At 64.1% G+C, this 13,838-nt stretch carries 14 protein-coding genes; 1 reads left to right on the top strand and 13 read right to left on the bottom strand.

The window, feature by feature from the left end; genetic code table 11:
• The first annotated feature begins 31 nt into the window (after positions 1-31).
• Positions 32-1,177 (top strand): tRNA 2-thiouridine(34) synthase MnmA, encoded by a 1,146-nt coding sequence (gene mnmA / locus ACXAED_RS19030; RefSeq protein WP_475052366.1) that lies wholly within the window; start codon positions 32-34, stop codon positions 1,175-1,177.
• Between the two features lie 267 nt (positions 1,178-1,444).
• Here the strand turns inward: mnmA and lpxB are convergent, their stop codons facing one another.
• From lpxB to pyrH, 13 genes are all read right to left on the bottom strand, one after another.
• On the bottom strand, positions 1,445-2,611 hold the full coding sequence (gene lpxB, locus ACXAED_RS19035) for a lipid-A-disaccharide synthase (protein ID WP_475053146.1): 1,167 nt from the start codon (positions 2,609-2,611) through the stop codon (positions 1,445-1,447).
• Positions 2,608-3,396, bottom strand: coding sequence for an LpxI family protein (locus ACXAED_RS19040; RefSeq protein WP_475052369.1), 789 nt, complete (start codon positions 3,394-3,396; stop codon positions 2,608-2,610). The genes lpxB and ACXAED_RS19040 overlap by 4 nt, the downstream gene beginning before the upstream one ends.
• A gap of 4 nt (positions 3,397-3,400) precedes the next feature.
• Positions 3,401-4,186 carry an acyl-ACP--UDP-N-acetylglucosamine O-acyltransferase gene (lpxA, locus tag ACXAED_RS19045; protein WP_475052371.1) on the bottom strand — a complete coding sequence of 262 codons (786 nt, stop codon included), beginning with the start codon at positions 4,184-4,186 and terminating at the stop codon, positions 3,401-3,403.
• Positions 4,187-4,188: 2 nt separating this feature from the next.
• Positions 4,189-4,656: a 3-hydroxyacyl-ACP dehydratase FabZ gene (gene fabZ / locus ACXAED_RS19050; protein ID WP_475052372.1), complete on the bottom strand. Its 468-nt coding sequence runs from the start codon at positions 4,654-4,656 to the stop codon at positions 4,189-4,191.
• 74 nt (positions 4,657-4,730) lie between these two features.
• Positions 4,731-5,300, bottom strand: a complete 570-nt coding sequence (locus tag ACXAED_RS19055) for an OmpH/Skp family outer membrane protein (protein WP_475053149.1) — start codon at positions 5,298-5,300, stop codon at positions 4,731-4,733.
• A gap of 49 nt (positions 5,301-5,349) precedes the next feature.
• Positions 5,350-7,743 carry an outer membrane protein assembly factor BamA gene (bamA, locus tag ACXAED_RS19060; RefSeq protein WP_475052374.1) on the bottom strand — a complete coding sequence of 798 codons (2,394 nt, stop codon included), beginning with the start codon at positions 7,741-7,743 and terminating at the stop codon, positions 5,350-5,352.
• Positions 7,744-7,870: 127 nt separating this feature from the next.
• The gene (locus tag ACXAED_RS19065) at positions 7,871-7,996 is read right to left on the bottom strand and encodes a hypothetical protein (RefSeq protein ID WP_475052376.1); all 126 of its coding nucleotides are present in this window, start codon (positions 7,994-7,996) and stop codon (positions 7,871-7,873) included.
• A 139-nt stretch (positions 7,997-8,135) separates the two neighbouring features.
• Complete coding sequence (gene rseP / locus ACXAED_RS19070) at positions 8,136-9,485, bottom strand: RIP metalloprotease RseP (RefSeq protein WP_475052377.1); 1,350 nt, start codon at positions 9,483-9,485, stop codon at positions 8,136-8,138.
• A 4-nt stretch (positions 9,486-9,489) separates the two neighbouring features.
• A complete protein-coding gene (gene dxr / locus ACXAED_RS19075) occupies positions 9,490-10,662 on the bottom strand; it encodes a 1-deoxy-D-xylulose-5-phosphate reductoisomerase (protein ID WP_475052379.1) in 1,173 nt (390 codons plus the stop codon).
• A gap of 16 nt (positions 10,663-10,678) precedes the next feature.
• Positions 10,679-11,455, bottom strand: a complete 777-nt coding sequence (locus ACXAED_RS19080) for a phosphatidate cytidylyltransferase (protein WP_475052380.1) — start codon at positions 11,453-11,455, stop codon at positions 10,679-10,681.
• Positions 11,452-12,210: an isoprenyl transferase gene (locus ACXAED_RS19085; protein WP_475052383.1), complete on the bottom strand. Its 759-nt coding sequence runs from the start codon at positions 12,208-12,210 to the stop codon at positions 11,452-11,454. Before ACXAED_RS19085 ends, ACXAED_RS19080 begins: the two co-directional genes overlap by 4 nt.
• A 9-nt stretch (positions 12,211-12,219) precedes the next feature.
• A complete protein-coding gene (frr, locus tag ACXAED_RS19090; RefSeq protein ID WP_019296156.1) occupies positions 12,220-12,783 on the bottom strand; it encodes a ribosome recycling factor in 564 nt (187 codons plus the stop codon).
• Between the two features lie 296 nt (positions 12,784-13,079).
• On the bottom strand, positions 13,080-13,829 hold the full coding sequence (pyrH, locus tag ACXAED_RS19095) for a UMP kinase (protein ID WP_475052385.1): 750 nt from the start codon (positions 13,827-13,829) through the stop codon (positions 13,080-13,082).
• Positions 13,830-13,838 lie beyond the last annotated feature (9 nt).

Genomic DNA, 13,838 nt, shown 5'->3' on the forward strand with positions numbered 1-13,838 from the left:
CGCCTGCCCCCTTGCCTTCAGGAGCTGCCCCATGGCGCTGGACCACAACACCACCTTAAACTCGCTTGGCTTTGCCAAACCTCCCTCGGAAACCCGGGTGGTGGTGGCCATGTCCGGTGGCGTCGATAGCTCTGTTGTCGCTGCATACCTGGCCGATCAGGGCTATGACGTGGTCGGCGTGACGCTGCAGCTCTATGATCACGGCGCGGCTCTGGCCAAGAAAGGCGCGTGCTGCGCGGGAATTGATATTCATGACGCCCGCCGTGTGGCAGAGGAGCGCGGCTTCCCGCATTACGTCCTGGATTATGAGAACATTTTTAAAGATGCGGTGATTGACGAGTTCGCCGACAGCTATCTGGCGGGCGCAACGCCGGTGCCCTGCATCCGCTGCAACGAGCGGGTGAAGTTCAAGGACCTGCTGGAGACCGCCAAGGATCTGGAGGCCGACTGCATGGCCACCGGCCACTATATCCAGCGCAAGATGGGCGCAAACGGGCCGGAGCTGCACAGTGCCGAGGATGCCAATCGCGATCAGAGCTATTTCCTGTTCTCCACCACGCCGGAGCAGCTGGACTACCTGCGCTTCCCGCTGGGCCACTTGCCGTCCAAGGACGCAACACGCGAAATGGCGGCCCAGTACGGGCTGGCGGTGGCGGACAAGCCCGACAGCCAGGACATCTGTTTTGTGCCCGATGGCAACTATGCCTCGGTGATCGAGAAGCTGCGCCCGGGTGCAGCAGAGCCGGGCGAGATCGTGCATTCCGACGGCCGGGTTCTGGGCAGCCACGAAGGCGTGATTCACTACACCATCGGCCAGCGCCGCGGCCTTGGCATCGGCGGGCTGTCAGAGCCGCTGTATGTGGTGAAGCTGGATGTGGACAAGAAGCAGGTCGTCGTTGGCCCCAAGGAGCTGCTGGCGACCCGCACCATCCCGGTGCGCGAGATCAACTGGCTGGGTGATGAGCCCTTCACCAGCCGGGACGAATGGCATCTGAAGGTAAAGGTCCGCTCTACCCGCCCCCCGCGCGAGGCGATCATCAGGCCGCTCAGCGACACCACCGCGGAAGTGGAGCTGCTGACCCCGGAAGAGGGTGTCTCCCCCGGCCAGGCCTGCGTGTTCTACGCCAACGAGGGCAGCCGAATCTTCGGCGGCGGCTGGATCTGGCGCGGCTACTGAGGCGCGGCGCTCTGTCAAGGAAGGCACAGCCTCCGCGCGGCACGCGCGGCTTGTCCTTGACGCGCCACCTTCAAACCAAAATCGGATTGGCGCCTGAGGGCAGACCTGCCTTTAGGCGCTTCTCATAAAAATACTTTCCAAAACAGCGTCTTGCGCCCACCATTGGCGTTCGGCGGCACACGTGCGGCAAGGTCCGCGCGGGTGCGGCAGCGCCCGCGCCACCAGAAGCCGCGCGCCGGAGGCTCCAGCCTCCGGCGCGCTTGAGCCTTAACGCCCGGGCATACGGTCCAGAACCGCACGCGCTGCGCGCAGCCCGGGTTCTTCGCCGCTTTGGCCAAGGCGCTCCATGGTCAGTTCCATCGCGTCCAGCTGTGCGCTTGGGTTCACTGCCAGCGCGTTCAGCCGGGCGGCAATAGCCTCTGGCGTGCACTCCGGCCCCAGGCATTCCGGCACCACGCGGGTCTCGCTCACCAGGTTGACCAGCGTCACCGTGTCGATCAGCGCCATGCGCTTCATGATCTGCCAGGTCAGCCACTGAAACTTGTAGGCGATCACCATCGGGGTGCGGGCGGCCGCCAGCTCCAGCGACACGGTGCCTGAGGCGGCCAGCGCCAGATCCGCCGCGGCAAAGGCTGCGCGTTTGTGCGCCTTGGCGGTGGCTGCCTCAAACCGGTTCGGATCAATCAGCACCGTGCCCGCGGGCCAGTCTTTCAGCGCGTCCTGCACCAGTCCGGCCACCGGCGCGGCGGCTGGCACGACGATCCGGAACTCCGGATGCGCCGCGGTGAAGCGCTGCAGCGCGCCGCCGAAATCCGGCGCCAGCCGCGCAACTTCGGACCGCCGCGAGCCAGGCAACACCAGCACAAACGGCGACTCGCCCAGATCGAATTCTTCCCGGAATGCAGCGATCTCCGCACCGGTGGCCTGCGGTTCGGCAACCACCGGGTGGCCGACAAAATCGCAGTCCATGCCTGCGGCCTCCATATAAGGCGGCTCAAACGGCAACAGCGCCAGCACATGGTCGATCACTTCCGCCATCTTCCCGGCCCGCTTGGGCCGCCAGGCCCAGACCGAAGGCGCCACGTAATGCACGGTGCGGATGCGGCTTCGTTCCTTGACCAGCCGCGCCACGCGCAAACTGAAGTCCGGGCTGTCGATGGTGATCAGCACGTCCGGGCGGGTATCCAGCACGGCCTCCGCGGTTTCCCGGATCCGGCGCTTCAGGTGGCGGTACTTGGGCAGCACCTCCGCCAGCCCCATCACCGACAGCTCGTCCATTGGAAAGCGGGAGGACAACCCCTGCTCTGCCATCAGCGCGCCGCCGATGCCGTCGAAGCTCACCCCAGGTGCCAGCTGTTTCAGCCCCGCCATCAGCGCCCCGCCCAGCCGGTCGCCCGAAGGCTCGCCGGCCAGGATGAACACCCGCAGGCTCACGGCCGTCGCAGCCACAGAAACAGGCCCAGACGGTCGCAGGCCGCGATCACCGCGTCCTGGTCCAGAACGATCACGCCGCCCGCCTCCAGTACGATACCGGACAGCCCGGCCCTGGCCGCGGCTTCCACGGTTTCCACACCGATTGTGGGCAGGTCGGCCCGGCGGTCCTGCGCAGGCTTCGGTGCCTTGAACAGCAAACCGCCCTGCCCGTCCGGGCGCTGTGCCAGTGCTGCCAGCATCCAGTCGGTGCCAAAGACGTTTTCCACTGCTATCGCCTGCCGCTTGCGCACCGCGCAGGATTGGCCGATGTCGGCGGCCGACATGGCAGCGACGATCTGCGCGCCGCGCTCCGCATCCGCCTTGTCCAGCTCGCCGGGCTGCACCTTGGTCGGCACCCCTTCGGCCATCAGCAGATCCGGCGCGACCTCATGCGCGGCCCGCACGGCAAAGCCAGCCTGCTCGAAGATCCCGATGATCGCCCGCAAGGCGCCGTCATCGCCCGCGGCCAGCGCGCCTTGCAGCACCGGCACCAGCGGCAGGGTTGCCGCATCAATCGCCGAGGGGTCGATATTCGGCCGCTGCACCGCGCCTGCCATGCAGATCTCGGTCACCTCCGCGGCCTTCAACCGTTCGAGAAAGGACCCCAGCTGTTCGAACCGGAAGGTGATTTCGGGGTCGACCACATCCGGTTCCGACCCGGCCATCGCGCAGATCAGCGGGCGGCCCGGAGCACGGGCAGCCACTTCGGCCGGCAAGCCGCCGGTGCCTGCAATCAAAGCCAGCATGGCATCAGCCTCCCGGGGTCAGGAAGGATCGGTCGCTTTCACCGGTGATGAAGGCGACGATCTCCTGCACGTATTCGCTGTCGGTTTCATCCCCCAGCCGCTTGGCGCGCTCCTGGAAGGTGCCTTCGCCCTGGGCCAGCATCTGAAAGGCCGCGCGCAAGGCGGTGATGTCGCTGCGCGCCACGCCGCGGCGCTTGAGGCCAACCAGGTTGAGGCCGTCCAGCTCGCCGCGCTGCGCCTGCACCAGGCCATAGGGGATCACATCGTTGGTCACCATGGTGACCGCGCCGATGATGGCGCCCTTGCCGATCCGCACCCACTGGTGGATGCCCGACAAGCCTCCGATGATCACATCGTCTTCCAGCACGCAATGGCCCGCCACCGCGGCAGAGTTCACCACGATCACCCGGTCGCCAACCTGGGCGTCATGGGCGATATGGCAGCCCGCCATAAAGAGGCCGTCGTCGCCGATCTTGGTCAGCCCGCCGCCGCCCTCGGTGCCGGCATTCACCGTCACATGCTCGCGGATGCGGTTGCGCTTGCCGATCACGGTCCGGCACTTCTCGCCCTTGAACTTCAGATCCTGCGGGATCTCGCCCAGCACGGCAAAGGGGAAGACAACCGTCTCGTCCCCGATTTCGGTATCACCAGTGACGACAACGTGGGATTTCAGAACAACCCGGTCCCCCAGAACCGCCTCAGAGCCAACCACGCAGAACGGGCCAATCTCGCAGTCCTTTCCAAGTTTGGCGCCCTTTTCGATCACGGCACTGGAGTGAATCCGGCTCATGTTCATCCGTCCTTCTGCACGTCGACCATGGCCGAGAATTCGGCCTCTGCCGCCACTTCGCCATCGACGGTGGCACGGCCGGTGAATTTGAAGATCTTGCCGCCGGGTTTGCCGCGCAGGGTCTCCACATGCATTTCCAGAACATCGCCCGGCACCACCTTGCGGCGGAATTTGCACTTGTCGATGTTCATGAAGTAGATCAGCAGATTGGTGTCGACCATATCCATACCGACCCCCAGCATCACGCCTGCGGTCTGCGCCATCGCCTCGACGATGGTCACGCCCGGCATGATCGGGGTGCCCGGGAAATGGCCCTGGAAGTGCGGCTCGTTCATGGTGACATTCTTGATGCCGCGCGCCGATTTGTAGCTGTCGATATCGACCACCTTGTCGACCAGCAGGAACGGGTAGCGGTGCGGCAGGATCCGCTGGATCAGGTGAATGTCAGCGCTTTGCAGCTCGGTGGTCATGCTTGGTTTCCCATTTCTTCAAATGTGCTGCGCCGTCCCTAGCAAGCAGGCGGCGTTTGGGCAAGTTCGCCGGCTCAGCGATCGCCATCCTCTTGCGCGGCGCCGTCCCCCAGCACCGCGTCAACCCGGGCGATGGCCAGGCTGGTGATGTCGGCGGCATCCGCGCTCAGAAAGACCGAGGAATGATCAAGGATCGCGCCCGCGCCGGTTTCCCGCAGGATCTGCTGCAGCACCGGCAGCGAGGCGTTGATGAATTCGCGCCGGGCCTCTTCACCCATCTGGTTGATTTCGCGCAGCTTTTGCTCCTGACGGCGGCGGGTGTCCTGCACCTTCTGGTCAAAGGCATCGGCCAGAGCGCGGAACGCTTCCGGCTCCATCCCGCTGCGGCGCTCCGTCAGTTCCAGCTCTTCGCTGCGCAGTTCGGCCTCGATGCGGCGGTTTTCCGCGGTCAGCACCGCGCCCTCCGCCTCCATTTCCCGCTCAACCCGCTTGCCAAAGGCGCTTTCGGAGAACAGCCGCTCCGGCTGGATGGTGAGGATGCCGCTTTGCGGCAGCCCCAGCTGGTATCCGCGCCCCGAACCCGGCGCCGGCTGCACCGTGTCCTGCGCCAGAACGGAAGCAGGCCCGAAACAGGCCAGCGCCACGGCAAGACCGCGCGCCGCCCAACAGCCGGGAGCCTGCTGCCGCACCAGATCAGAACCTCGCCTGCAGGGTCAGGTCGAAGTTTTGTTCCTCGTCGAAGTCCTCTTTCTTGAGAGCTTTGGAGAAGTTGAACCGCAGCGGACCAAAGCCGGTGGTCCACAAGAGCGAGAACCCGACTACGTGACGGAAGGATTGTTCGTTCCCGACAATCCGGTCGGTCGCAAGGGTGTTCACATCCTGCAATCCCCACAGGCCGCCGACATCATAGAACAAAGCGCCGCGCAGCCCCAGTTCTTCCGGCAGGCCCAGGGGGAACTCCGCATCAAAGCGCGCAACCGCATAATAGTTGCCGCCAAGGAAGTCATTGTAGTTGCCGCCGTTCGGGTTGCCAGACCCCTGGTCCCGCGGTCCGATACCGCCGGGTTCAAAGCCCCGGATAACAGAGGGGGTCAGGACAAAACGGTCAATGGTGCGGCTGTTGCCGCCGCCTTCCCATTGGAACGCCCCTGCTTCCAGGGTCGCGCGCAGGGTGACCTCCTCATTCCAGATGCGGCGCTGCGCAACAAGCTTGGTGGTTGCCTTAATGTATTCGGAATCGCCGCCGAGCCCGGCGTAGTCGGCGCCGATTTCCACCAGGAAGCCGGCATTAGGATCAAGGCCGGTCAAACGGCTGTCATACCGGTAAGTGACCCCGACAGCACTGGCAGTCCGTTCACCCTGCGCAATTTCGCTTCGGATGACCGGACCCGCCAGATTCTGATTGGTGTCATCATCATCAAACTGCATCTCGTCCGCGTCCCAGGTGTAGCGGACCTGCAGCGACGAATCCTCGCCCGTGTTGAAGGTCAGTGCCGGGCGGAAGAAGACGCGTTTGGTTTTATACTCCGAGAAGCTGGAGTTGGTTTCGTTCAGACCAAGGTCCAGATCGAACTTCAGCTCCCGTCCCAGCAGGAACGGTTCGGTGAAGCCAAGGACATAGGAATCCAACTCCGTCGCCGTGGCGATATTGAACGACAGCCGCTGGCCGCGGCCCAGGAAGTTGTTTTCGCTCAGCCCAACACTGACACCGAAACCATCGGTGACCGAGTATGCCCCGCCGAGGTTCAATGAACCGGTCGGCTGCTCCTCGACGTCCACGTCGACAATGACCTGATCCGAAGAGCTGCCCTCGCGGGTTTCCACATCAGCGTTGGCGAAGAAGCCCAAGGCCCGGATCCGTTCGGCGCTGTTGCGGATCGAACGCGGGTTGAACGGGTCGCCTTCGACAGAGCGGAACTGCTGGCGGATCACCCGGTCCAGAGTGGTGGTGTTGCCCTCGATGTCGATCCGCTCGACAAACACCCGCGGACCGCGCGTCAGCACGAATTCGATATCCAGTGTCAGGTCCCGGTCGTTGCGGGTGACACGCGGCTCGACCCGCAGAAAGTCGATTTCGTTGCGGACGGCCAGCCCCTCCATCCGGTCAATCGCGTTCTCGACCAGCGTCGGGGAGTAGACCACTCCGGGGCGGATCTTCAGTGTGGAACTGAACAGGTCGGCGTCAGCTTCCGGCATTTCACTGGTCACAGAAATGTTGCCGAACCGGAACTGCTGGCCCTCGGTCACATCCACAACCAGGAAAACGGCGTCACGTTCCTGGGTGACTTCGGCATTGGCGCTGTTGACCCGGAAATCCACATAGCCGCGCGACAGGTAGAAGTCCCTCAGCACCTGCTTGTCGAATTCCAAGCGGTCTTCGATCAGGGTGTCCGAGCGGATGAAAGTGCGCAGCAGACCGGCCTGCTTGGTTTCCAGAACCCGCCGCAGGCGGCGGTCGGAATAGACCCGGTTGCCGGTGAATGACACGCGCTCAACTTCGATGGTGTCGCCTTCGGAAATCTCGAAGACCAGATCGACGCGATTGTTGGTGCGGCGGATGATACGCGGGGTCACACGGGAGGCCAGACGGCCCTGAACGCTGTAGGCTTCTGCAATCAGCCCAGCGTCGCGCTCAGCCTGCGTGGGGCTGAAGACCCGGCGCGGTGCGGACTCGATGATGTCGCTCAGCGCGTCGTCCTTGAGGCGGCGGTTGCCCTCGAAACTGATTTGATTGATGGTCGGGAACTCGGTGACCTTGATCACCAGGGTGTTGCCGCGCGGCACGATTTCGACTGTTTCAAATACGCCACTGTCAAGAATACGCTGATAGGCGTCGTTCAGCTCGCCCGCGCTGACCGTCTGGCCGCGTTCGATGCCGGTATAGGCGACGACAGTGGACGTCTGAATCCGCTGGTTGCCCTCAACCTGAACCGAGGTGAAGCGGTAGCTTTGCGCCTCCGCCGGCAGCGGCGACAACGCGTAACCCAGCGCAACTGCCAGAGAAATGGCAGAAACTTTACGGTACAATATATTGATGCCCGACTTGCGCTCACTACAGGACTTGCCTGTAACTTTCCCCCAAACCATTTTTTCTGAACCCGATTATTATAGCAGCTTTGGCAAGTGCGTACCGGGTTTGAAAGCGGTTGTCAAAACCATCAAAGCGCATTCTGGCAGCATCCGGCGCGACGGGCTTGCGCGCCGGTTGCGGGAATCACAAAGTAGCGAGCCAGGCACCTGCGGTCAGGGCGCCGAGAATGGCAAATCCGGTCAGCGCCCGGTCCCAGTTCAGCCGCATCAGCAGCCCGAGGCCGCGATAAGAGTGCGAGAGTGTCTGCATCGGTCATCCCCCTGTCCAAGTCCACCTGCCCGCGGTGCAGCGCTTTGGCAGCCGCCGCGGGTTGATGAAACGTTAACGGGGGAATGTGGCAGCAGTTGGGCGGCACCGTGGCCGCCCCTTGGCACTCCTGCCAGCCGGATCAGCAGAACAGGTCGTTGCCGATCGCGAACACCATCAGCGACAGCACGATGGCAATGCCGAGCGACATCAGCACCCGCACCGCCCGGTCGCTTGGCGGACGGCCCGCCACAGCCTCATAGGCGTAGAACATCAGGTGGCCGCCATCCAGCGCAGGCACCGGGAACAGGTTCAACAGCCCGACTGCAGTCGACAGCACAGCGATAAAGCGGATAAAGCTTTCCGCGCCCTGGCTGGCCATCGCGCCGGAGGTTTCGGCGATGCCGATCGGCCCCGACAGGTTGCAGGTGCTGATGGCGCCTGTGATCATGTGCTTCAGGCCTGACAGGGAAGTCTCGACCACTGCCCAGACCTGGTAGGCGCCCGCAGCCAGCGACTCGCCAAAACCGGCCGAGTCGGTCGCAGGCTCAAACGCCAGCCCGCCGATGATGCCGATCCGCCAGCGGGTGGTAAAGCCGCCGTCCGGCAGCGGCTCATCCGTGCGGCGGGGCGCCAGGGCCATTTCGACACTTTCGCCGCCGCGCAGCACATCCAGCACCAGAACCTTGCCGTCTGCGGCTTCGACGTGCTCCTTCAGCTGGTCGAAGGACACCAGCGGTTTGCCGTCTACCGCGACGATCAGGTCTTCCGGCTGCAGCCCGGCGTCCGATGCCGCGCTGCGCGGCACCACGCCGCGGACATAGGGCGGATACAGATACGGACCGCTAACTCTGAGCTCAGACCCGCCGCGGCGCACTTGGTACTCCAGCTGCTGCTGCTGCGGCAGTTCCTTGCGGAAATCTTCCCAGGCATCGGCATCCAGGTAGCTTGGCACCGCCAAGCCGCCTGCTGCAATTAGCTCATCCCCCTCTTGCAGCCCGCTTTCGACACCTGGCAGCGGCGCCATGTCCCCAACGGTCAGCGGATCACGCATCACCCCCTGCGACATGGCAACGGCGGCAAAGATGATTGCCGACATCACGAAGTTGAAGACGGGGCCGGCCGCGACGGTTGCCGAGCGGGCCCAAAGGGGCGCGCCATGCATGGTCCGGCGCAGGTGCTCCGGATCCTCCGCAGCCGCCTGCATAGCCTGCGCATCCTTGCCCGAGGCCGCATCGGCATCGCCAAGGAACTTCACGTAGCCGCCAAAGGGAAGCGCCGCGATCTGCCAGCGGGTGCCATGCTTGTCCACCCGGCTCCACAGCACCGGGCCGAAACCGATCGAGAACACTTCTGCGTGAATGCCCGACCAGCGGCCGACGATGTAGTGGCCGTATTCATGAACGGCCACAATCACCGACAGCGCGATGACAAAGCTGGCGATCGTATAAAGAAAACCGCCAAACTGCGGGACAAAAGCAAGAATGTCCAAAGATCTACCCTATGTGTTTTTCTGCGGCCCTGGCGGCCTCTTGACGTGCGAGATGGTCAACCCGGGTCACGTTATCAAGTGTCATTGCGGCATCGATGAGGCCGCGCTCCGCCGCAAACCGCTCCAGCACGGCCTCCGTCACCGCGGCCATTTCGGTAAAGCGGATGCGGCCGGCAATGAACTCATCCAGCGCCTGCTCCTTGGCCGCGTTGAACGCCGCGCCCATCATACCGCCCCGCTCCATCACCTCATAGGCCAGCCGCAGCGCCGGATAGCGGGCGGGGTCAGGAGCGCGGAAATTCAGCTGGCCGATCCGGGCCAGGTCCAGCCGCTCCACCGGGAGATGCTGGCGGTCCGGCCAATGCAGTGCATAGCCGATGGCGTGCCGCATGTCCGCCGCCCCCAGATGCGCCATCAGCGCCCCGTCATTGAAACCGACCAGAGCGTGAACCAGGGATTCGGGATGCACCAGCACCTCGATCTGATCCGGGCGCACACCGAAGTATTCCCGGGTTTCAATGACTTCCAGCGCCTTATTGAACATCGACGCGCTGTCGATGGTGATCCGCTGCCCCATGTCCCAGTTGGGGTGCGAGGACGCCTGCGCCAGGGTCGCTTTAGGCAGATCCTCCAGCGGCCAGTCGCGGAACGCCCCGCCTGAGGCGGTGATGACAATCCGCTCGACCGCTTCGATGTCCTCGCCGACCAGTCCCTGGAACACCGCCGAATGCTCGCTGTCCACCGGCAGCAGCCGGGCGCCATGCTTTTCCGCTGTCTCCAGCAGCAGCCGGCCTGCGCAGACCAGCAACTCCTTGTTGGCCAGCGCCAGGGTTGTGCCGTGCTTCAGCGCCTCCAGTCCCGGAGCCAGACCAGCCGCGCCGACGATGGCCGACATGATCCAGTCTGCCGGGCGCGCTGCGGCCTCGACCAAGGCCGCCTGCCCTGCGGCTGCCTCTACGCCGGACCCTTCCAGCGCCGCGCGCAAATCGGGCAGACGGTCTTCATAAGCGGTGACAGCCACCTCAGCCCGCAGCGCGATGGCGTCCTCCGCCAGCTGCGCGATATTGGCGCCGCCGGTCAGGGCCACGACGTCATAGGCTTCAGGCGCGCGCCGGATCAGGTCGATGGTGTTCTGCCCGATCGACCCGGTAGCGCCGAAAATCGAAACTTTCCGCATAGCTTTTCCTGCCTGGTTATCCCCAGATGGCGGTCACGGCCAGGAACATGGCCGCGGCGCCCAGCATCCCGTCGAAACGGTCGAACAGCCCGCCGTGCCCGGGGATCAGCGCGCTGGAATCCTTGACGCCCATCTTCCGCTTCAGCGCGCTTTCCGCAACATCGCCGGCCTGGCTGGCCATCGCCAGCAGCACTGACAGCACCACGATACCAAAGCCCAGTCCCATCTGCGCCGCAAACAGTGTGCCCACGAGGGCGGCGGCCAGCCAGCCGGCAGCTGTGCCGCTCCAGGTTTTCTTGGGGCTGACGCGCGGCCAGAACTTGGGCCCGCCAATAATCTTGCCCGCAAAATATCCGGCCACATCGGTCGCAACCACAATGCCGATCAGCCACAGCATCCACTCGACCCCCATCTGGCCGCGCAGCCAGATGAAGCCGAAGCCCGCAAACAGGACCCAGATCGCGCAGCCGGAGAAATAGTGGCGGTTGCGTTCGAACTGGCTGAAGCCGGCCGCAACCGGCGCAGCCAGCAATGGAACCACCCAGATCACCGGCAGCAGCGCCGCCAGCAGCACCGCAACGGCAGAGACTGCGCCCAGCTGCAGCGCAAGGCCGCCGCGTTCCGGCGCCAGCATCCGCACCAGTTCCCAGATCATGCCGCCGCAGCAGAGCGCGATCATTCCGTCAAAGACCAGCCCGCCGGCCCAAACGGCATAGCCGCCCGCAAGGACCATCACTATAGCCGACAGCACCCGCGGCAGCAGGTCGGCCCAGCGGCCCTTGGCAGCGCTCATGTCTTGACGGCCCCGAAGCGGCGGTCGCGGCGTCCATAGCTGCCGCACAGCCGCGCCAGTTCCTCAGCCGTGAAATCCGGCCACAGGGTGTCGATGAACTCGTACTCCGCATAGGCCGACTGCCACAGCAGGAAGTTCGAAATCCGCGCCTCGCCGCTGGTCCGGATCACCAGATCCGGGTCCGGCAGCACATGGGTGTCCAGATACCGCGGCAGGGTTTCCTCATCGACGTTTTCCGGGTCCAGGCGGCCCTCGGCCACGTCCCGCGCCAGCCGCTTGGTGGCCCGGGCCACCTCATCACGGCCGCCATAGTTCAGAGCGATGGTGAGCTGAGTGCCGCCGTTGCCTTCGGTCTTGCGCTCAAGCTTGTCCATCAGGTCAATCAGCTTGGCATCCAGCCGCACCCGGTCGCCAATAAAGCGCACCCGGACATTCTTTTCTGCCAAGGCATTCATTTCCTTGGAGATATAGCGGCGGAACAGGCTCATCAGACCGGCCACTTCGGTCTGTGTGCGTTTCCAGTTTTCGGTCGAGAAGGCAAAAATGGTCAGATATTCCACGCCCAGACTTGGGCAGCACTCGACAACTTCACGAACCCGGCGCGCGCCTGCATGGTGGCCAAACAGCCTCGGCCGCCCGCGGGCCTGCGCCCAGCGGCCATTGCCGTCCATGATGATGGCTACGTGGAGCGGGCCAGAGCGGACCGCCGGAGCTTCTCCGGCGGGGCTCATCTGCGGATTTGCATCTCCCGGCATAATGCGCCGTCAGACCTGCATAATCTCGGCTTGCTTGGTCTCAAGCGCCTCGTCCACATGTTTGATCATCTTGTCGGTCAGCTCTTGCACCTCAGCTTCCCAGAACTTCTGATCATCTTCCGACATGCCGTCGGCCTTGGCCTTCTTGATCTGGTCCATACCGTCGCGGCGGACGTTGCGGATCGACACGCGGGCGTGCTCGGCGTACTGGCCGGCAACCTTGCCCAGCTCGCGGCGGCGTTCCTCGTTCAGCTCCGGGATCGGCAGCATGATAATGGTGCCGTTCAGCTGCGGATTAATGCCCAGGCCGGATTCGCGGATCGCTTTTTCCACTTTGCCGACCAGGCCCTTGTCCCAAACATTGATGGTGACCATGCGCGGCTCAGGCACGTTGACGGTGCCGACCTGGTTGATCGGTGTCGGCGAGCCGTAGGCATCCACCATCACCGGCTCCAGCATCGAGGCCGAGGCGCGGCCGGTGCGCAGCGATGCAAATTCAGTGCGCAGGTTGGCCATGGCGCCGTCCATGCGGCGTTTCAGATCATCGGTATCCAGTTCAAAATCATCAGACATGCTGCTCTCTCCCCTTATCTGAGGCGGTCTTCCCTTGGCTCATAAGCCATTGGAAGGCTGATGTATAGCGATCATGCGGGGGAATTGCCGCCCCTCTTGAGCGATACGGTGCTCCGGCGCGCGCTCCCGCATCCTTGCAAATAGCCCGTCCGCAACGCTTTTCCTGCTATTGCTGCGGCCGGGCGGGACCAGATTGCGGGCTGCGGACGCCGGGCCCGGCCGGTCCCTGCCTGCGGCAGAAAGAACGCGGGCCGAAATTAAAGCCCGCGCTCGGATTCCCACAGTGTAAGAGGCGGTTAGCCCTGGACCTTCGTGTAGGTTCCCTGACCCGACAGGATACCGCGGAATCCGCCCGGCTCATCCAGCGGGAAGACGATCAGCGGCAGGTTGTTGTCGCGTGCCAGAGCAATGGCAGAGGCATCCATCACCTTCAGCCGCTTGGCGAAGACATCGTCATAGCTGATCTCGTCGTAGCGGACCGCGTCCGGGTGTTCCTTGGGGTCCTTGTCATAAACGCCGTCGACGCCGTTCTTGCCCATAAAGATCGCCTCGCACGCCATTTCATTGGCACGCAGCGTCGCAGCGGTGTCGGTAGTGAAGTAAGGGTTGCCGGTGCCGGCCGCAAAGATGCAGACCCGCTTCTTCTCCAGGTGGCGCACGGCACGGCGGCGGATGTAGGGTTCCGCCACCTCATCCATCCGGATAGCCGAGATCACCCGGGTAAAGACACCCATGCCTTCCAGTGCCGACTGCATCGCCAGCGCGTTCATCACCGTGGCCAGCATGCCCATGTAGTCGGCAGTGGTGCGCTCCATCCCCTGGGCCGAGCCGGACAGTCCGCGGAAGATGTTGCCGCCGCCGATCACCATGCAGATCTCGACGCCCATGTCGCGCACCGACTTCACCTCGCGGGCGATGCGCTGCACGGTCGGCGGATGAAGGCCGAACCCCTGGTCGCCCATCAATGCCTCGCCGGAAATTTTCAGCATGACGCGTTTATAGGCGGCGGCCGGATCCAGCTCCGGCTTGTCTTGCGGTTGAGGCATGTTGCGCTC

The organism is Leisingera sp. ABM4_103 (genome assembly GCF_056158685.1).